16 protein-coding genes are annotated in these 18,780 nt (G+C 59.0%); 12 read left to right on the forward strand and 4 right to left on the reverse strand.

Annotation, left to right across the window (positions count from 1 at the left end):
- Positions 1–23: 23 nt before the first annotated feature.
- Positions 24–1,718, reverse strand: coding sequence for a lactate permease LctP family transporter (locus KHO49_RS05090; RefSeq protein ID WP_213664718.1), 1,695 nt, complete (start codon positions 1,716–1,718; stop codon positions 24–26).
- 261 nt (positions 1,719–1,979) lie between these two features.
- Here KHO49_RS05090 and KHO49_RS05095 point away from each other — a divergent pair, with 261 nt between their 5' ends.
- Positions 1,980–2,747: a GntR family transcriptional regulator gene (locus KHO49_RS05095; protein WP_102861070.1), complete on the forward strand. Its 768-nt coding sequence runs from the start codon at positions 1,980–1,982 to the stop codon at positions 2,745–2,747.
- Between the two features lie 81 nt (positions 2,748–2,828).
- Here the strand turns inward: KHO49_RS05095 and smpB are convergent, their stop codons facing one another.
- Complete coding sequence (smpB, locus tag KHO49_RS05100) at positions 2,829–3,311, reverse strand: SsrA-binding protein SmpB (protein WP_047283878.1); 483 nt, start codon at positions 3,309–3,311, stop codon at positions 2,829–2,831.
- Between the two features lie 116 nt (positions 3,312–3,427).
- Here smpB and KHO49_RS05105 point away from each other — a divergent pair, with 116 nt between their 5' ends.
- Genes KHO49_RS05105 through KHO49_RS05115 form a run of 3 tightly spaced genes read left to right on the forward strand, consistent with a single transcriptional unit; the run spans position 3,428 to position 5,580 of the window.
- Complete coding sequence (locus KHO49_RS05105) at positions 3,428–4,831, forward strand: sodium-dependent transporter (RefSeq protein WP_102861071.1); 1,404 nt, start codon at positions 3,428–3,430, stop codon at positions 4,829–4,831.
- Between the two features lie 7 nt (positions 4,832–4,838).
- Positions 4,839–5,273, forward strand: a complete 435-nt coding sequence (locus KHO49_RS05110) for a type II toxin-antitoxin system RatA family toxin (protein WP_016967218.1) — start codon at positions 4,839–4,841, stop codon at positions 5,271–5,273.
- Entirely contained in the window at positions 5,266–5,580 is a 315-nt protein-coding gene (locus KHO49_RS05115) for an RnfH family protein (RefSeq protein ID WP_213664719.1), read from the forward strand. Before KHO49_RS05110 ends, KHO49_RS05115 begins: the two co-directional genes overlap by 8 nt.
- Before the next feature lie 59 nt (positions 5,581–5,639).
- Here the strand turns inward: KHO49_RS05115 and KHO49_RS05120 are convergent, their stop codons facing one another.
- On the reverse strand, positions 5,640–6,167 hold the full coding sequence (locus KHO49_RS05120) for an outer membrane protein assembly factor BamE (RefSeq protein ID WP_102861073.1): 528 nt from the start codon (positions 6,165–6,167) through the stop codon (positions 5,640–5,642).
- A 98-nt stretch (positions 6,168–6,265) separates the two neighbouring features.
- On the opposite strand from KHO49_RS05120, the gene fur reads away from it, so the two are divergent.
- Entirely contained in the window at positions 6,266–6,670 is a 405-nt protein-coding gene (gene fur / locus KHO49_RS05125; protein ID WP_011059185.1) for a ferric iron uptake transcriptional regulator, read from the forward strand.
- Between the two features lie 94 nt (positions 6,671–6,764).
- On the opposite strand, the gene recN is transcribed toward fur, so the two are convergent.
- A complete protein-coding gene (recN, locus tag KHO49_RS05130; protein WP_213664720.1) occupies positions 6,765–8,438 on the reverse strand; it encodes a DNA repair protein RecN in 1,674 nt (557 codons plus the stop codon).
- 249 nt (positions 8,439–8,687) lie between these two features.
- On the opposite strand from recN, the gene grpE reads away from it, so the two are divergent.
- The 7 genes from grpE to greA all read left to right on the forward strand — a co-directional run bounded on the left by grpE (position 8,688) and on the right by greA (position 18,754).
- Positions 8,688–9,254, forward strand: a complete 567-nt coding sequence (gene grpE, locus KHO49_RS05135) for a nucleotide exchange factor GrpE (protein WP_102861075.1) — start codon at positions 8,688–8,690, stop codon at positions 9,252–9,254.
- 102 nt (positions 9,255–9,356) lie between these two features.
- On the forward strand, positions 9,357–11,273 hold the full coding sequence (gene dnaK, locus KHO49_RS05140; protein WP_102861076.1) for a molecular chaperone DnaK: 1,917 nt from the start codon (positions 9,357–9,359) through the stop codon (positions 11,271–11,273).
- Between the two features lie 321 nt (positions 11,274–11,594).
- Positions 11,595–12,719, forward strand: coding sequence for a molecular chaperone DnaJ (gene dnaJ, locus KHO49_RS05145; protein WP_102861077.1), 1,125 nt, complete (start codon positions 11,595–11,597; stop codon positions 12,717–12,719).
- Positions 12,720–12,729: 10 nt separating this feature from the next.
- Positions 12,730–13,536, forward strand: coding sequence for a 4-hydroxy-tetrahydrodipicolinate reductase (dapB, locus tag KHO49_RS05150; RefSeq protein WP_102878327.1), 807 nt, complete (start codon positions 12,730–12,732; stop codon positions 13,534–13,536).
- Positions 13,537–13,792: 256 nt separating this feature from the next.
- Positions 13,793–14,929 carry a glutamine-hydrolyzing carbamoyl-phosphate synthase small subunit gene (carA, locus tag KHO49_RS05155; RefSeq protein WP_110595985.1) on the forward strand — a complete coding sequence of 379 codons (1,137 nt, stop codon included), beginning with the start codon at positions 13,793–13,795 and terminating at the stop codon, positions 14,927–14,929.
- A gap of 130 nt (positions 14,930–15,059) precedes the next feature.
- A complete protein-coding gene (gene carB / locus KHO49_RS05160; protein ID WP_102878329.1) occupies positions 15,060–18,281 on the forward strand; it encodes a carbamoyl-phosphate synthase large subunit in 3,222 nt (1,073 codons plus the stop codon).
- Positions 18,278–18,754 (forward strand): transcription elongation factor GreA, encoded by a 477-nt coding sequence (gene greA / locus KHO49_RS05165; RefSeq protein ID WP_011059193.1) that lies wholly within the window; start codon positions 18,278–18,280, stop codon positions 18,752–18,754. The genes carB and greA overlap by 4 nt, the downstream gene beginning before the upstream one ends.
- Positions 18,755–18,780 lie beyond the last annotated feature (26 nt).

The following is an 18,780-nucleotide window of genomic DNA, read 5'->3' on the forward strand; positions in this document are numbered from 1 at the left end:
GGCGTCGGTTCTTTCGGTGTTGCTTAGTGCACCAGCATGCCGGTGAACCAGTAGGCCTGGGCCAGGGTGATCAGGCCGACAATAGTGGCAAAGAACAGGCTGTGCTTGAGGGTGAAGCGGAACAGATCCGACTCCTTGCCCACCAGGCCGGTGGCGGCGCAGGCCACGGCGATCGATTGCGGTGAGATCATCTTGCCGGTCACGCCGCCGCTGGTGTTGGCCGCGACCATGAGGGTGTCGTTGACCCCGATCTGGTGCGCGGTGGTGGCCTGCAGCGAGCTGAACAGGGCGTTGGACGAGGTATCGGAACCGGTGAGGAACACCCCGAGCCAGCCCAGGAACGGCGAGAAGAACGGGAACGCCGCGCCGGTGCCCGCCAGGACCAGGGCCATGGTCGAAGACATGCCCGAGTAGTTGGTGACGAAGGCGAACGCCAGCACCATGCCGATGGACAGGATCGGCCAGCGCAGCTCGTAGAAAGTCTCTTTTAAAGTGGTCAGACCAGTTTTAACGTTGATCTTCAGCACCAGCATGGAGATCAGCGCGGAAAAGAAAATCGCCGTGCCGGTGGCCGAGATCGGGTCGAGCTTGAACACCGCCGGGATGGCGGTGGGTGTGGTCACGATCGGCGCCATCTTGATCACCAGTTGATCCAGATGCGGGATGGCGAAGTTGAACACCCAGCTGTACATCGACCCGCCGGCGGCGAACATCGCCTTGAAGGGCTTGAGGGTCCAGATGGTCACCAGCACGGTGAGGATCAGGAACGGCGACCAGGCCTTGAAGATCTGCCCCAGGCTGTAGGGCGAAGCGACGGTGTTGCGTGGCTGACCGAAGCCGCCGACGCTGGCGATGACGGCCGCGCTGGAGGTGGCACCGGCGATCTGCGCACCGGCGGTGCGCTTGGGCTGCCAGATTTTCAGGAACAGGGTCAGGGAGATCAGGCTGGCCAGGGCCGAAGTGATGTCCGGCAGTTCCGGGCCGATGAAGTTCGAGGTGAAGTACTGAGTGATGGCAAAGCTCAGACCGGCGACCAGCGCGGCGGGCCAGGTCTCTTTGACGCCGCGCATGCCGTCCATCATGAACACCAGCCAGAACGGCACGAACAGCGATAGCAGCGGCAGTTGGCGGCCGGTCATGGCGCCGATCTTGAAGGCGTCGATGCCCGTCACCTGGCCGGCAACGATGATCGGAATCCCCAGGGCGCCGAAGGCCACGGGCGCGGTGTTGGCGATCAGGCACAGGCCGGCGGCGTACAGCGGGTTGAAGCCCAGGCCCACCAGCAGGGCGGCGGTGATCGCCACCGGTGCGCCGAAGCCGGCCGCACCTTCGAGGAAGGCGCCGAAGCAGAAGCCGATCAGTAGCACCTGCAGGCGCTGGTCGTCGGTGATCGACAGTACCGAGCTGCGGATGATTTCAAACTGGCCGCTTTTCACCGTCAGTTTGTAGAGGAACACGGCGGCGACGATGATCCAGGCGATGGGCCACAGACCGTAGGCAAATCCATAGCCAGCGGCAGCGAAGGCCATGTCGGCGGGCATCTTGAAGGCGAAGATCGCCACCAGGATCGACAAGGCCAGAGTGATACTCCCGGCGACGTGTCCTTTGAGACGGAACACGGCCAGAGCCAGGAAGAAGAACACGATCGGGATAACGGCGGCGAGGGCGGACAGGCCGAGGCTGCCAAGCGGGCTATAGAGCTGTTGCCAGGTTTGCATAATGGGGTGGCCCCTAATTGTTGTTGGTCAGGCACTGCTAGCGTCTTGGTTAATTGGTAAGACCAATTTACAATCGCTGTTGGCTAGGGTAAAAGCGTTGTGCGCGGTGTGTCAATTTGCCGCCCTAAAACTTTTGTCGAATGCGCTATGGCGCGGGCATCTGATCGGTGCAAAAGGCTTCCTTCTGCTAGGTGTTGGCGCGCCGTGAATAGGCCAGAATAGAGCCCCCCGGCGAAGGGTCGGGAGGGTGGAGAGTGAGTTATGGGGTTTGATCAGATACGCCAGCGCCGTTTGTCCGACGATATTGTCGAGCGTCTGGAAGGGATGATTCTTGAAGGCACCTTGAAGGCTGGCGAGCGGCTGCCGGCCGAGCGTGCCTTGGCCGAGCAGTTCGGTGTCTCCCGTCCTTCGCTGCGCGAGGCGATCCAGAAGCTGACGGCCAAGGGCTTGCTGATCAGCCGTCAGGGTGGCGGCAACTACGTGGTGGAATCCCTGGGCTCGACCTTCAGCGATCCTTTGCTGCACCTGTTGGAAAACAACACGGATGCACAGCGCGATCTGCTGGAGTTCCGCCATACCCTGGAGGCGTCTTGCGCTTATTACGCGGCGTTGCGCGCGACGGCGGTGGATCGTGAGCGGCTGACTCAAGCCTTCGAGGAACTGCAGGATTGTTATTCCCGCTCCGACGATGTCAGCCGTATCGAGGAGGGGGCGGCGGATGCCAAGTTCCACCTGGCGATTGCCGAGGCCAGCCATAACGCGGTGTTGCTGCACACCATTCGCGGCCTGTTCGACCTGCTCAAGCGCAACGTGGTGACCAACATCGGCGGCATGTACAAGCAGCGCACGGAAACTCGCGACATGCTGATCAGTCAGCACCGCGATCTGTACTTGGCGATTATTGAAGGACGCGCTGAGGAGGCTCGGGAAGTTTCCAGTCGGCACATTCTTTATGTGCAAGAGGTGCTTGAGGAAGTGCGTCAGGAAGTACAGCGAGTGGCCCGGGCCGAGCGGCGCAAGGGCATGTAATGCAAATCGCCGGCAAGCTGGCTCCTACCTGGGTGTTGTAGGAGCCGGCTTGCCGGCGAAAGCGACCTCAAGGCAGGAAGATCAGTCTTCCTTGCCCTTGGTCCGCACCGCACGCTGCAGCTCGCGATCGGAATCGCGCTCGCGTTCGGTATGACGCTTGTCGTATTCCTTCTTGCCCTTGCCCAGTGCAATTTCACACTTGACCAGGTGCTTGCTCCAGTAGAGCGAAAGGCACACACAGGCGTAACCCTTTTGCTGCACGGCGGCGAACAGCTTTTCCAGCTCGCGCTGGTTGAGCAGCAGCTTGCGCGAGCGCGTCGGGTCGGCAATGACGTGGGTACTTGCAGTGGTCAGCGGGGTGAAATGGCTGCCGAACAGCCAGGCCTCGCCATCCTTGAGCAGCACGTAACTGTCCACCAGTTGCGCCTTGCCCGCCCGCAGACTCTTTACTTCCCAGCCGGCCAGGACCAGTCCAGCCTCGAACCGATGTTCGATGAAGTAATCGTGACGCGCCTTTTTATTTTGCGCGATGGTCCCTGTTGGGTGTTTCTTCTGTTTAGCCATAGGGGCGGCATTATAGGGAGTTGCGCGCGCGTCGGCTACGGTGACGCAGCGTGCTTGAGCAGGTTGATTGAATCCCGGACAATGCGGCCTCTTTTTTTCGGTTGGGCGCGTTAACGATGTCGACAGACAGGGTCTCTGTCCACGGCGGCTGGGCAAGCCGCTGGGTCTTTATACTCGCTGCAACTGGTTCGGCCGTGGGCCTGGGGAGCATCTGGAAATTCCCCTACATGGTCGGCGTCTATGGTGGTGGTGCTTTTGTCCTGGTGTTTCTGGCGTGTATTGCGCTGATCGGCTTGCCGGTGATGCTGGCGGAAACCTTGATTGGTCGTCGGGCACGGCAGAGTCCGGCCAATGCCCTGAAGGTGCTGGCTCTGGAGGCGGGGCATTCGGCCAGGTGGTCCTGGGGCGCCTTCGCCGGAATGATCACGGCGCTGCTGATTCTTTCCTTCTATAGCGTGGTGGGTGGTTGGTCCCTGGACTACATCATCGATATGGGGCGCGGCGATTTTCAGGGTGTCACGGCGGATCAGGTCAGTGTGTACTTCTCCGCGGTGACGGCCGACCCGTGGCGACTGACGCTTTGGCACACGCTGTTCATGCTGCTGTCGGCATTGGTGATTGCCAAGGGAGTGGTCGCTGGGCTTGAACGCAGTTTGCGGATCATGATGCCGCTGCTGTTCGTGATGCTGTTGGTGCTGCTGGGCTACAGCATGACCACTGGGCATTTCATGCAGGGCCTGCATTTCATGTTCGACTTCAGCCTGGACCGCTTGTTGGACGGGCTGCTGCCGGCCATGGGGCATGCGTTCTTTTCCCTCAGCGTGGGGGTTGGTTCGATCATGATCTACGGTGCCTACATGCCCAAGCATTCGTCCCTGGCTGGCACCGTGGTCGGTGTGGCACTGCTGGATACCTTCGTTTCGCTGGTGGCGGGGATGGCCCTGTTCCCCATCGTATTCGCTGCCGGGCTGAATCCCAGCGAGGGGCCGGGCCTGATGTTCATCAGCCTACCGTTTGCCTTCGGCAATGTGGCGTTCGGCCAGCTTATGGGCGTAGTGTTCTTTATCCTGGTGGCGATTGCTGCCTGGAGTTCGGCGATTTCCTTGTTGGAACCGATGGTGGCTTATCTCGTCGAGAGGACTAAAATCCGCCGCGGCTGGGTGACATTCTGGCTGGCGTTCAGTTGCTGGTTCGTGGGATTGGGAACGGTGTTCTCTTTCAACATCTGGCAGCAGGCCAAATTCTTCGTGAACGAAGGCGGTGTTTTTCATCTCTATCGATGGGGCGCGGCCGGCGGTCTGGATTTCTTTGGCGTGATCGACTTTTTCACCTCGCGGATCATGTTGCCTCTTGGCGGTTTGTGCTTCGTGGTGTTTGCAGGTTGGGTGATGGGCCGTGAGGCTGTTCGTGATGAGTTGTCGTTGCGTAGTCCGTTGTTGTTCACCCTGGCCTTGTTTTTGATGCGCTATGTGGCGCCCGTCGGCATTCTTGTGGTGTTTGCCGCCCAGTTGTGGAAATGAAGCTCACATGACGACCCATATTCAACGTTCGGCCCTTTTGCCCTATCCGGCGCAGTTTCTGTATGACCTGGTCAATGATGTGGCCCGTTACCCGGAGTTTCTGCCCTGGTGCTCTTCGGCCGAGGTGCTGGAAAACAGCGAGGAACGGATGCGTGCCAGCCTGGCGGTGGCCAAGGGCGGCATGAGCCAGCGTTTCGTGACCTGCAATACCCTGGTGCCGGGACAGTCGATCGAGATGAACCTGGAAGAGGGGCCGTTCAACCAACTGCATGGGTTATGGGTGTTCAAACCGTTGGGGGAGAAGGCCTGCAAGATCAGCCTCGATCTGTCGTTCGACTACGCCGGGCCGTTGGTGCGTGCCACTCTGGGGCCTCTGTTCAATCAGGCGGCCAATACTCTGGTGGATGCATTCTGCCAGCGGGCCAAGCAACTGCATGGTTGAGCCTCTGATTGTCATAGAGGTGGTTCACGCTGCCGTCGACCGCCAGGTGCTGGTCAGTGTGCAAGTGCCCCAGGGTTCGACCCTGCTTGCAGCGCTGGAGGCTTCTTCTATAAAGGAGCATTTTGCGGAGCTGGATCTGGCGGCGTGTCCGCTGGGAATCTTCGGAAAGCAGGTATCCGATCCTGGGCAATATGTAGTTCAGGCCGGAGATCGAATTGAAATCTATCGTCCGCTGCTGGCCGATCCTAAAGAGGTGCGGCGTCTGCGTGCCGCCAAGGCGGCCGAGGCTCGTAAGCGTGAGCAGTGATCGTTAGCGACAGCCAATAAAAAGCCCGGGCATGCCCGGGCTTTTTTATTCGCCACAAATTATTGCGGAGAAGTGTCCAGTGGTTCAGGTGTAGGCACTGGTACGGTTTCGACGCCATCCACATCCTTCTGGATCTGGTCCAGCAGCGAACCCGGTTTGACCGGTTTCTCGGCTTTTGGCTTCTCGGCGTTCTCGGCAGGGGCGGTAACGGTGTTGCCGCTCTCCTTGCCCAACAGGGCTTCGTCGCGGCTTACGCCTGGCATGAAGTCGCCGGCCAAGCTAACCAGTTGGTCGTTGCCGTTGAAGATCAGGCTGACGCGTTCCTGTTGGCGTTCACCGCCACCAGGTTGCAGGCTGTAGAGATAATCCCAGCGATCGGCATGGAACGTGTCGGTCAACAGAGGGTTGCCCATGATAAACCTTACTTGCCGTCGGGTCATTCCCGGGCGCAACTGGTCTATCATGTCCTGCGTCACGACATTGCCCTGCTGGATGTCGATTTTGTAAACCCCGGGGAATGAACAACCGGCGAGTGCGAGCAGTCCCACGAAGGTGAAACTGGTTAGCAAGAGCTTGGTGTTTTGCATCGGTGGGCGACTTCCACTATCTTGGCTGGGACAACGTAAACCCCGATCATACCCGCATTAAGAGAAGCTGCGAAGCAGCATCGGCGAGAAAGCTGACCATGGTTGAAAATAGCGAACTACGTAAAGCCGGCCTTAAAGTGACTCTGCCACGGGTCAAAATTCTACAAATGCTCGACTCCACCGAGCAGCGGCACATGAGCGCTGAAGATGTCTACAAGGCGCTGATGGAAGCTGGTGAGGATGTGGGTCTGGCCACGGTTTACCGTGTACTGACTCAATTCGAAGCAGCCGGACTGGTGGTGCGCCATAATTTTGATGGCGGTCACGCTGTATTCGAGCTGGCGGATGGCGGTCACCACGACCATATGGTCAACGTGGAGTCTGGCGAAGTGATCGAGTTCTTCGACGAAGAAATCGAAAAGCTTCAGAAGGCGATTGTCGAAAAGCACGGTTTCGAGTTGGTGGATCACAATCTTGTGCTGTATGTGCGCAAGAAGAAGTAAGCCCCTCACGCGACTTTCATAGTCGTGAAACGATCGAAGGCGACCTAAGGGTCGCCTTCGTGCTTTCTGTCTATATAAAAGAAGCGCTGAGGCTTCAGGCTTTGGCGGTGACCACCATCTTTTTGGCGTGGGCCAGGGACTCTTTGGTCAGGTCGATGCCGCCGAGCATCCGCGCAACTTCCTCGACCCTTTCGCTCTTGCCCAGCTTGGATACTGCTGTATGTGTCGCATCGCTGCCTCGTACCTTGTGCACGAACAGGTGCTGGTGCCCTTGGGCAGCGACCTGAGGCAAGTGAGTCACAGTCAGCACCTGGCCGCGTTCGCCGAGACGGCGCAGCAACTGGCCGACGATCTCCGCTGTCGGTCCGCCAATCCCCACGTCGACTTCATCGAACACCAGAGTGGGAACTCGCGAGGTCTGCGCGGTAATGACCTGGATCGCCAGGCTGATACGGGACAGCTCGCCGCCGGAGGCAACTTTTGCCAGGGCCTTGAGCGGCTGACCGGGGTTGGCGCTGACCAACAGTTCAACCTGCTCCAGGCCATTGGGTAGCAGCTCATCGCTGGTGTTGGCGCGAAGCTCAATAGTGAAACGCCCTCCAGGCATACCCAGGCGCTGAATTTCCAGCTCTACTGCACTGGCCAGGCCGGTCGCAGCTTGCTGGCGCAGTTGGCTGAGCTCCAAGGCTTTTTCATGGTAATGCCTGGCGAAGGACTGCAACTCTTCGCCGAGCTGCTCGATGGACTCATCGTTTGCGTCAAGGGTCTCGATCTCATCTAGCAGGGTTTGCTGCATGGCTGCGAGTTCGAAGGGCTGAATGCGGTGCTTGCGTGCCAAGGTATAGATGGCGTCGAGGCGTTCTTCGAGTTGTTGCAAGCGTGCCGGGTCGGCGTCGAAGTGATCGAGGAAGCGGTTTAGTTCGCCCACGGCCTCTTCAACCTGGATCTGTGCGCTGGCCAGCAGATTGGTGGCCTCACCCAGCGAGCCCGATGAATTGCCAATACTGGACAGACGGTTGAGGCTGACGGTCAGCGCGTTGAGGACATTGCCGGAATCACTTTCGCTGCATTGCTCCACCACCTGTCGGCAAATACCCAGCAGGGTTTCAGCGTTGGTCAGGTTCTTGTGTTCCTGCTCCAGTTCCTCGAGTTCGTTTTCCCCCAGGCCGAGGTTCTCCAGTTCCTCGAGCTGATAGCTGAGCAGTTGGTGACGAGCTCGTTGCTCATCACCGGAGTTGGACAGGCGTTCCAGTTCCTGGCGTGTCTGGCGCCAGCGCTGGGCGGCCAGCTGCACCTGGCGGGCGAGATCGGTGGCGCCGGCGTATTCATCCAGCAGGCGCCGATGGGTATCGGTCTTGAGCAGTGACTGGTGCTCGTGCTGGCTGTGGATGTCGATCAGCAGTTCGCCCAGGGCCTTGAGGTCTCCGAGCGGGCAGGGCGTACCGTTGATATAGCCGCGGGAGCGTCCTTCGGCGGTGATCACCCGGCGTAGTATGCACGGCCCGTCGTTATCCAGATCGCGCTCGGCCAGCCAACTGTGGGCCTCGGGAATGTCCGACAGGTCGAAGGTGGCAAGGATGTCGGCCTTGTCGGAGCCGGGTCGTACCACGCCACTGTCGGCGCGATCGCCCAGGGTCAGGCCGAGCGCGTCGAGCATGATCGACTTGCCGGCGCCGGTTTCGCCGGTAATGACGCTCATTCCGCGATCCAGTTCCAGATCCAGGTGTTCGACGATGGCGTAATTGTGTACGGACAGGTGCACTAGCATTAAGGCCGCTCCCAAACTAGATGTCTGGTTATTTATACAGTGTTTTGTTTCGGGCTGACAATGCTTTCCCTTAGCTCGATTTGCTTGGTCATTCTGGCTTTTTAGTGCCTCGGGAGTGCCCGCGTACAGGATTTATCCGGTCGGAACAACTTTTGCTGTGGCTGCGGGCTTGAACCCTGAAAATGCGACCCCATATAGCTGTGCAGAAGAGTGAGCCTGGCTCACAGACGATATTGAAAGGAGAATTTCATGGCTGACGAACAGACGCTGGATACGCAAAATCTAGACGCCAATCAGGCCCCCGAGGCTTCGGGTGAAGACCTGGCGGCTCGTGTACAAGTGCTCGAAGAGCAACTGGCTGGTGCGCAGGATCAGGCTTTGCGTGTTGCGGCCGATCTGCAAAACGTCCGCCGCCGCGCCGAGCAGGATGTGGAAAAGGCTCACAAATTTGCTCTCGAGAAGTTCGCCGGTGACCTGTTGCCGGTGATCGATAGCCTGGAGCGTGGCCTGGAACTGTCCAATCCGGACGACGAAAGCATTCGCCCAATGCGTGAAGGTATCGAACTGACCTTGAAGATGTTCCACGACACCCTCAAGCGTTATCAGTTGGAAGCCATCGATCCTCACGGCGAACCGTTCAACGCTGAACAGCATCAGGCCATGGCCATGCAGGAAAGCGCGGATGTAGAACCCAATAGTGTTCTCAAAGTGTTCCAGAAGGGGTACCAGCTCAATGGTCGCCTGCTGCGCCCGGCCATGGTCGTGGTCAGCAAGGCGCCTGCACCGGTTTCGCCTTCGATTGACGAAAAGGCTTGAAAACGGCTGTAGAGCCCCCATCTAACAGTCAAGCGTTTAAGTGCTACCGCAGTTTGCCACCACAACTGCGGCATCCAAATCCAAAGTTTCGGGAGAGTTAACATGGGCAAAATTATCGGTATTGACTTGGGGACCACCAACTCGTGCGTCTCCATTCTTGAAAACGGCAACGTAAAAGTTATCGAAAACGCTGAAGGCGCGCGTACCACGCCGTCGATCATCGCTTACGCCAACGATGGCGAGATTCTGGTAGGTCAGTCGGCCAAGCGTCAGGCTGTTACCAACCCGCACAACACCCTGTACGCAGTTAAGCGTCTGATCGGTCGTCGTTTCGACGAAGAAGTTGTGCAGAAAGACATTCAGATGGTCCCTTACAAGATCGTCAAGGCTGACAACAACGACGCCTGGGTTGAAGTGAACGGCCAGAAAATGGCTCCGCCACAGATTTCGGCTGAAATCCTTAAAAAGATGAAGAAGACCGCCGAAGACTACCTCGGCGAAGCAGTGACCGAAGCGGTCATTACTGTTCCGGCCTACTTCAACGACAGCCAGCGTCAGGCCACCAAGGACGCCGGTCGTATCGCTGGTCTGGACGTCAAGCGCATCATCAACGAACCAACCGCAGCCGCTCTGGCTTATGGCATGGACAAGGCCAAGGGCGATCACACCGTGATCGTTTATGACCTGGGTGGCGGTACGTTTGACGTTTCCGTGATCGAGATCGCTGAAGTCGACGGTGAGCATCAGTTCGAAGTACTGGCCACCAACGGTGACACCTTCCTGGGTGGTGAGGACTTCGACATCCGTCTGATCGACTACCTGGTTGATGAGTTCAAGAAAGAAAGCGGCATGAACCTCAAGGGTGACCCGCTGGCCATGCAGCGTCTGAAAGAAGCTGCCGAAAAAGCCAAGATCGAGCTGTCCTCGAGCCAGCAGACCGACGTCAACCTGCCGTACATCACAGCAGATGCCACTGGTCCTAAGCACCTGAACGTGAAGATCTCCCGCGCCAAGCTGGAATCTCTGGTTGAAGACCTGGTTCAGCGCACCATCGAGCCATGCCGCATCGCTCTGAAGGACGCCGGTATCGACGTTGGCGCGATCAACGACGTGATCCTGGTCGGCGGCCAGACTCGTATGCCGCTGGTACAGAAAGCCGTAACCGACTTCTTCGGTAAAGAAGCTCGTAAGGACGTCAACCCGGACGAAGCGGTTGCCATGGGTGCTGCGATCCAGGGTGCGGTTCTGGCCGGTGACGTGAAAGACGTACTGCTGCTGGACGTTAGCCCGCTGACCCTGGGTATCGAAACCATGGGTGGCGTGATGACCGCGCTGATCGAGAAAAACACCACGATTCCTACCAAGAAATCCCAGGTGTTCTCGACTGCCGATGACAACCAGGGCGCCGTGACCATTCACGTACTGCAGGGCGAGCGTAAGCAAGCCGCGCAGAACAAGTCCCTGGGCAAGTTCGACCTGACCGACATTCCACCTGCTCCACGTGGAGTGCCGCAGATCGAAGTGACCTTCGACATCGACGCCAACGGCATCCTGCACGTAGGTGCGAAGGACAAGGCTACCGGTAAGACTCAGTCGATCGTGATCAAGGCCAACTCCGGCCTGTCGGATGAAGAAATCCAGCAGATGATCCGTGACGCTGAAGCCAACTCGGAAGAGGATCGCAAGTTCGAAGAGCTGGCCACTGCCCGTAACCAGGGTGACGCGCTGGTGCACTCGACTCGCAAGATGGTGGCTGACGCCGGCGACAAAGTGACTGCGGAAGAGAAGACCGCGATTGAAGCTGCCGTGGTTGCTCTGGAAGCCGCTGTCAAAGGCGACGACAAGGCTGCCATCGACGCCAAGGTCGAAGAGCTGTCGAAAGTCTCGGCCCCGGTTGCCCAGAAGATGTACGCCGAACAGGCTCAGCCTGCTGAGGGTGCAGCACCGCACGCTGAGTCTGCTGAAAAAGCCGACGACGTCGTCGATGCCGAGTTCGAAGAAGTAAAAGACCACAAGTAATGGCTTGTTGGTCGGCCGGTTGACTGCCTTTGGGCGGTGACTGGTAGGATGTCGCCGCGCGGGAGCTTGCTCCCGCGTTGGCGTGTCTGGAGTCAGCGAATTTTGATGGTGTGCAACTTCCGTTTGTGCACTGGCGGTCGGGTCGGAGAAGCTCCTGCTTTCCGGCTGCGATGACCGCAATGATCGACCTGCAACCGGGTCGTCTATCCAAGACCAGGATCGTTGAATTGACGTGAGTTGGGTCCGGGCCTGTATTGGGGCTCAGCGAGTTTGGCAGAGCTCAGGAGGGTTTGCCGGGCGTCCTTAAGAGTGCAAAGACTTATGGCAAAGCGTGACTATTACGAAGTATTGGGTGTGGAGCGTGGCTCCAGCGAAGCGGAGCTGAAAAAGGCTTACCGTCGCCTGGCGATGAAGCATCACCCGGATCGTAATCCCGGCGACAAAGCGTCGGAAGACATGTTCAAGGAGGCCAACGAGGCCTACGAAGTGCTGTCCGACTCCAGTAAGCGCGCAGCTTATGACCAGTATGGTCATGCCGGTGTCGATCCGAGCATGGGTGGTGGTGGCGCCGGTTTTGGCGGTCAGAACTTCTCCGATATCTTCGGTGATGTGTTCAGTGATTTCTTTGGTGGCGGTCGCGGCGGTTCTCGCGGTGGCGCGCAGCGCGGTAGCGATCTGCGTTACACCCTGGAGCTGAATCTGGAAGAGGCGGTGCGGGGCACCACGGTTAACATCCGTGTGCCAACACTGGTCAATTGCAAGCCGTGCGATGGTTCGGGTGCCAAGAAGGGCTCGTCGCCTGTCACTTGCCCGACTTGCGGTGGTATTGGTCAGGTGCGCATGCAACAGGGCTTCTTCTCGGTGCAGCAGACCTGCCCGCGTTGCCATGGTCAGGGCAAGATCATTTCCGATCCGTGCGATTCGTGTCACGGCGAAGGCCGCGTCGAAGAGTACAAGACGCTGTCGGTAAAAGTGCCGGCAGGTGTCGATACGGGTGACCGTATCCGTCTGTCCGGTGAGGGTGAGGCGGGGACTCAGGGTGGTCCGACTGGTGACTTGTATGTGGTGATCAATGTGCGCGAGCACTCGATCTTCCAGCGTGACGGCAAGCATCTGTTCTGCGAAGTGCCTATCAGCTTTGTTGATGCGGCCTTGGGCGGCGAGCTGGAGATTCCGACTCTGGATGGTCGGGTCAAGCTGAAGATTCCTGAGGGGACTCAGACCGGCAAGCAGTTCCGGATTCGTGGCAAGGGCGTTGCTCCGGTGCGTGGCGGCGGTGCTGGCGATCTGATGTGTCGGGTTGCGGTAGAAACGCCAGTGAACCTGAGTCGTCGTCAGCGCGAGCTGCTGGAAGAGTTGCGCGGTTCGCTGGATGGCGACAATTCGCACTCGCCGAAAACCACGGGTTGGTTCGAGGGCGTCAAGCGCTTCTTCGGCGATCTGTAAGGAGTAATGCATGCGACGTATAGCAGTGATGGGCGCCGCGGGGCGCATGGGCAAGACTTTGGTCGAGGCTGTGCAGCTGCGCTCGCCGCTCTCTGGGTTGACGGCGGCGATCGTTCGTCCTGGCAGTTCGCTGGTGGGTGCGGATGCGGGTGAGCTGGCGTCCCTGGGGCGTCTTGGCGTGTCGATGTCCGATAGCCTGGAGAAGGTTGTCGATGAGTTTGATGTGCTGATCGATTTCACCTTGCCGGAAGTGATGCTCAAGAACCTGGCCTTCTGCCGTAAGGCGGGCAAGGCCATGGTGATTGGTACTACAGGTTTGGGCGCCAAGGAAAAGCAATTGCTGGCCGAGGCGGGCAAGGATATTCCCATCGTCTTCGCTGCCAACTTCAGTGTCGGGGTGAACCTTTCGCTGAAGCTGCTGGATATGGCGGCTCGGGTGCTGGGTGATGATGCGGACATCGAAATCATCGAGGCTCATCACCGTCACAAGATCGATGCGCCTTCGGGTACTGCCCTGCGCATGGGTGAGGTGATTGCCAATGCCTTGGGGCGCGACCTGCAACAGGTTGCGGTCTATGGTCGCGAGGGGCATACCGGTGCGCGTGAGCGCGAAACTATCGGTTTCGCCACTGTGCGTGGTGGTGATGTGGTGGGGGATCACACTGTGCTGTTTGCCACTGAGGGCGAGCGCCTGGAAATCACCCACAAGGCCTCCAGTCGCATGACCTTCGCCAAGGGGGCGGTACGTGCTGCCCTGTGGCTGGATGGTCGCGAGGCCGGTCTTTACGACATGCAGGATGTGCTGGATTTGCGTTGAGATGCATCTGAAGTGGGGTTGAGGCTGTCCTTCAGCCCCGCTTCGCACCGCTAGGCGATGTTCTGTCGCATTCCTCTGCCTTTAAGGCTCATTAGCGGTGGACCGAAAAAGCCTTTTTCTGTAAGCTACAGCTTTAGTGTGTCCACTAAAAGCGCGCAGATAATTCGACGAAGAAGCGGGGTGACGTGTCTATACGTCATTCCGCTTTTTTGCAACCTGCGATCGCCCTTTCAGGCTCTATTTACGGGAGGTCTTCTTGACTAAGCCAGCCATACTCGCCCTTGCTGATGGCAGCATTTTTCGCGGCGAAGCCATTGGAGCCGACGGTCAAACCGTTGGTGAGGTGGTGTTCAACACCGCAATGACCGGCTATCAGGAAATCCTTACCGATCCTTCCTACGCCCAACAGATCGTTACCCTGACCTATCCCCACATCGGCAACACTGGCACCACGCCGGAAGACGCCGAGTCCGACCGCGTCTGGTCGGCTGGCCTGGTTATCCGTGACTTGCCGCTGGTGGCCAGCAACTGGCGTAACACCCTGTCCCTGTCCGATTACCTGAAAGCCAACAACGTCGTGGCGATCGCCGGTATCGACACCCGTCGCCTGACCCGCATCCTGCGTGAAAAAGGTGCTCAGAACGGCTGCATCATGGCCGGCGACAACATCTCCGAAGAAGCGGCGATTGCAGCAGCGCGCGGCTTCCCGGGCCTGAAAGGCATGGACCTGGCGAAAGTCGTCAGCACCAAGCAAAGCTACGAATGGCGTTCGACTGTCTGGGATCTGAAAACCGACAGCCACGCCACCATCGAAGCCGCCGATCTGCCGTACCACGTGGTTGCCTATGACTTCGGGGTCAAGCTGAACATCCTGCGCATGCTGGTGGAGCGCGGCTGCCGCGTGACCGTTGTGCCTGCTCAGACCCCGGCGAGCGACGTCCTGGCCCTCAAGCCGGATGGCGTGTTCCTGTCCAACGGTCCTGGCGACCCCGAGCCTTGCGACTACGCGATCAAGGCCATCAAGGAAATCCTCGAGACCGAGATTCCGGTGTTCGGCATCTGCCTGGGTCACCAATTGCTGGCCCTGGCTTCCGGCGCCAAGACCCTGAAAATGGGCCACGGCCACCACGGTGCCAACCACCCGGTCCAGGACCTGGACACCGGCGTGGTCATGATCACCAGCCAGAACCACGGTTTTGCGGTGGATGAAGCCACGTTGCCGGGTAACGTCCGGGCGATCCACAAGTCGCTGTTCGACGGCACCCTGCAGGGTATCGAACGTACCGACAAGAGCGCGTTCAGCTTCCAGGGCCACCCTGAAGCCAGCCCGGGCCCGAACGATGTGGCGCCGCTGTTCGACCGCTTCATCAACGAGATGGCCAAGCGACGCTAAGCGCTCGCCTTGAAAGTGTAGCGAGCAGCGCTTGAGGGTGGCCCCGGCGAGTCCGGCGGAATCCCCTCAGGCGCCTCAGAGAATGTTCAAGACGGCTTGCCGACTGACCTGCGGATTTGAGTGACAACCCATGCCAAAACGTACAGACATTAAAAGCATCCTGATTCTTGGCGCTGGCCCGATCGTGATCGGCCAGGCCTGCGAATTCGACTACTCCGGCGCCCAGGCCTGCAAGGCCCTGCGCGAAGAGGGTTACCGGGTCATCCTGGTGAACTCCAACCCGGCCACCATCATGACCGACCCGGCCATGGCCGACGCCACCTACATCGAGCCGATCAAGTGGCAGACCGTTGCCAAGATCATCGAGAAAGAGCGTCCGGATGCGCTGCTGCCAACAATGGGCGGCCAGACGGCTCTGAACTGCGCTCTGGACCTGGAGCGCGAAGGCGTTCTGGAGAAGTTCGGCGTAGAGATGATCGGTGCCAATGCTGACACCATCGACAAGGCTGAAGACCGTTCGCGCTTCGACGCCGCCATGAAGTCCATCGGCCTGGCGTGCCCACGTTCCGGTATCGCTCACAGCATGGAAGAGGCCAATGCAGTCCTCGACAAGCTGGGCTTCCCTTGCATCATCCGTCCGTCCTTCACCATGGGCGGCACCGGTGGCGGTATTGCTTACAACCGGGAAGAGTTCGAAGAGATCTGCGCCCGCGGTCTGGACCTGTCGCCGACCAAGGAACTGTTGATCGACGAATCGCTGATCGGCTGGAAAGAGTACGAGATGGAGGTGGTCCGCGATAAGAAGGACAACTGCATCATCGTCTGCTCCATCGAAAACTTCGACCCGATGGGTGTGCACACCGGTGACTCGATCACCGTGGCTCCGGCACAGACCCTGACCGACAAGGAATACCAGATCCTGCGTAACGCCTCCCTGGCGGTACTGCGTGAGATCGGCGTGGAAACCGGCGGTTCCAACGTGCAGTTCGGCATCTGCCCGAACACTGGCCGCATGGTCGTGATCGAGATGAACCCGCGGGTGTCCCGTTCCTCGGCACTGGCCTCGAAAGCCACGGGTTTCCCGATCGCCAAGGTCGCGGCCAAGCTGGCGGTGGGTTACACCCTGGACGAGCTGTCCAACGACATCACCGGCGGCAAGACCCCAGCCTCCTTCGAGCCGTCCATCGACTACGTCGTGACCAAGCTGCCACGTTTCGCCTTCGAAAAATTCTCCAAGGCTGACGCGCGCCTGACCACCCAGATGAAGTCGGTGGGTGAAGTCATGGCCATCGGCCGGACCTTCCAGGAATCCCTGCAGAAAGCTCTGCGCGGTCTGGAAGTCGGCGTTTGCGGCCTGGATCCGAAACTCGACCTAAGCAACCCGGAAAGCATGAACGTTCTCAAGCGTGAGCTGACCGTGCCAGGCGCCGAGCGTATCTGGTACGTGGCTGACGCCTTCCGTGCCGGCATGACCGTCGAGCAGATCTTCGGCATGAACATGATCGATCCTTGGTTCCTGGTGCAGATCGAAGATCTGATCAAGGAAGAAGAGAAGGTCAAGACCTTGGGGCTGTCGGCTATCGGCCGCGACCTGATGTTCCGCTTGAAGCGCAAAGGCTTCTCCGACCAGCGTCTGGCCAAGCTGCTGGGTGTGACCGAGAAGAACCTGCGCACTCACCGCCATAAGCTGGAAGTGTTCCCGGTCTACAAGCGCGTCGACACCTGCGCCGCCGAGTTCGCTACTGACACCGCTTACCTGTACTCGACTTATGAAGAAGAGTGCGAAGCCGCGCCATCGACCCGCGACAAGATCATGATCCTGGGCGGCGGTCCAAACCGTATTGGCCAGGGTATCGAGTTCGACTACTGCTGCGTGCACGCTGCACTGGCACTGCGCGACGATGGTTACGAAACCATCATGGTCAACTGCAACCCGGAAACCGTTTCCACCGACTACGACACCTCCGATCGCCTGTACTTCGAACCGGTAACCCTGGAAGACGTGCTGGAAATCGTCCGCGTTGAGAAGCCAAAAGGCGTGATCGTTCAGTACGGCGGCCAGACGCCTCTGAAACTGGCTCGCGCCCTGGAAGCGGCCGGCGTGCCAATCATCGGCACCAGCCCAGACGCTATCGACCGTGCAGAAGACCGTGAGCGCTTCCAGCAAATGGTTGAGCGCCTGAACCTGCGTCAGCCGCCAAACGCCACCGTGCGCAGCGAAGACGAAGCGATTCGTGCCGCGACCAAGATCGGTTATCCGCTGGTGGTGCGTCCGTCCTATGTTCTGGGCGGCCGTGCGATGGAAATCGTCTACGAGGAAGAAGAGCTCAAGCGCTACCTGCGTGAAGCGGTGCAAGTGTCCAACGACAGTCCGGTGCTGCTGGACCACTTCCTCAACTGCGCCATCGAGATGGACGTGGATGCGGTCTGCGACGGTACCGACGTGGTGATCGGCGCGATCATGCAGCACATCGAGCAGGCCGGCGTTCACTCCGGTGACTCCGCGTGCTCCCTGCCGCCGTACTCGCTGCCGGCGCACATCCAGGATGAGATGCGTGAGCAGGTCAAGAAAATGGCCCTGGAGTTGGGCGTGGTTGGCTTGATGAACGTACAGTTGGCCCTGCAGGGCAATGAGATCTACGTCATTGAAGTGAACCCGCGTGCTTCCCGCACCGTGCCTTTCGTGTCCAAGTGCATCGGCGTCTCCCTGGCGATGATCGCGGCTCGTGTGATGGCTGGTAAGACCCTGAAAGAGCTGGGCTTTACCAAGGAAATCATCCCGAACTTCTACAGCGTCAAGGAGGCGGTGTTCCCGTTCGCCAAGTTCCCGGGTGTTGACCCGATCCTCGGCCCAGAGATGAAGTCCACCGGTGAAGTCATGGGTGTGGGCGATACTTTCGGTGAGGCTTTCGCCAAGGCCCAGATGGGCGCCAGCGAAGTGCTGCCGACTGGTGGTACTGCATTTATCAGTGTTCGTGACGATGACAAACCTCTGGTTGCAGGCGTGGCCCGTGATCTGATCAACTTGGGCTTCGAAGTGGTCGCTACTGCGGGCACCGCCAAGCTGATCGAGGCGGCCGGCCTGAAAGTGCGTCGTGTGAACAAGGTGACTGAAGGTCGTCCTCATGTGGTCGATATGATCAAGAACGACGAAGTCACCCTGATCATCAACACCACTGAAGGTCGTCAGTCGATTGCTGACTCTTACTCCATTCGTCGTAACGCCTTGCAGCACAAGATCTACTGCACCACCACCATTGCTGCTGGCGAAGCTATCTGCGAAGCGTTGAAGTTCGGTCCAGAAAAAACCGTGCGTCGCTTGCAGGATCTACACGCAGGATTGAAGGCATGAATAAATACCCAATGACCGTCCAGGGCGCTCGCGCCCTGGAAGAAGAGCATGCTCACTTGACCAAGGTCGTTCGTCCTAAGCTCAGCCAGGACATCGGTACGGCCCGCGAGTTGGGTGACTTGAAGGAAAACGCTGAATACCATGCTGCGCGTGAACAGCAAGGCATGGTCGAGGCTCGGATCCGTGATATCGAAGGCCGTCTGCAGAACTCGGTGGTCATCGATGTCACGACCATTCCTCATACCGGCAAGGTGATCTTTGGCACCACGGTCGAGATCGCCAACGTCGAGACTGACGAAAGCGTGACCTACCAGATCGTTGGTGAGGACGAGGCTGATATAAAGCTCGGTAAAATCTCCGTCGGCTCGCCGATTGCTCGTGCCTTGATTGCCAAGGAAGAGGGTGATGTGGTGGCGGTCAAAACGCCTGGCGGTGTAATCGAGTATGAGATTGTCGAAGTCCGTCACATCTGAAAGAAGGCGCCCGCTGCATGCGGGCG

This window comes from Pseudomonas sp. RC4D1 (assembly GCF_018390395.1).
Taxonomy (GTDB): domain Bacteria; phylum Pseudomonadota; class Gammaproteobacteria; order Pseudomonadales; family Pseudomonadaceae; genus Aquipseudomonas; species Aquipseudomonas danubii.

What these genes read in the sequence shown, in the direction of transcription:
- KHO49_RS05090 (WP_213664718.1), bottom strand. Translation starts at nt 1,718, where the DNA reads ATGCAAACCTGGCAACAGCTCTATAGCCCGCTTGGCAGCCTCGGCCTG.
- KHO49_RS05095 (WP_102861070.1), top strand. Translation starts at nt 1,980, where the DNA reads ATGGGGTTTGATCAGATACGCCAGCGCCGTTTGTCCGACGATATTGTC.
- smpB (WP_047283878.1), bottom strand. Translation starts at nt 3,311, where the DNA reads ATGGCTAAACAGAAGAAACACCCAACAGGGACCATCGCGCAAAATAAA.
- KHO49_RS05105 (WP_102861071.1), top strand. Translation starts at nt 3,428, where the DNA reads ATGTCGACAGACAGGGTCTCTGTCCACGGCGGCTGGGCAAGCCGCTGG.
- KHO49_RS05110 (WP_016967218.1), top strand. Translation starts at nt 4,839, where the DNA reads ATGACGACCCATATTCAACGTTCGGCCCTTTTGCCCTATCCGGCGCAG.
- KHO49_RS05115 (WP_213664719.1), top strand. Translation starts at nt 5,266, where the DNA reads ATGGTTGAGCCTCTGATTGTCATAGAGGTGGTTCACGCTGCCGTCGAC.
- KHO49_RS05120 (WP_102861073.1), bottom strand. Translation starts at nt 6,167, where the DNA reads ATGCAAAACACCAAGCTCTTGCTAACCAGTTTCACCTTCGTGGGACTG.
- fur (WP_011059185.1), top strand. Translation starts at nt 6,266, where the DNA reads ATGGTTGAAAATAGCGAACTACGTAAAGCCGGCCTTAAAGTGACTCTG.
- recN (WP_213664720.1), bottom strand. Translation starts at nt 8,438, where the DNA reads ATGCTAGTGCACCTGTCCGTACACAATTACGCCATCGTCGAACACCTG.
- grpE (WP_102861075.1), top strand. Translation starts at nt 8,688, where the DNA reads ATGGCTGACGAACAGACGCTGGATACGCAAAATCTAGACGCCAATCAG.
- dnaK (WP_102861076.1), top strand. Translation starts at nt 9,357, where the DNA reads ATGGGCAAAATTATCGGTATTGACTTGGGGACCACCAACTCGTGCGTC.
- dnaJ (WP_102861077.1), top strand. Translation starts at nt 11,595, where the DNA reads ATGGCAAAGCGTGACTATTACGAAGTATTGGGTGTGGAGCGTGGCTCC.
- dapB (WP_102878327.1), top strand. Translation starts at nt 12,730, where the DNA reads ATGCGACGTATAGCAGTGATGGGCGCCGCGGGGCGCATGGGCAAGACT.
- carB (WP_102878329.1), top strand. Translation starts at nt 15,060, where the DNA reads ATGCCAAAACGTACAGACATTAAAAGCATCCTGATTCTTGGCGCTGGC.
- greA (WP_011059193.1), top strand. Translation starts at nt 18,278, where the DNA reads ATGAATAAATACCCAATGACCGTCCAGGGCGCTCGCGCCCTGGAAGAA.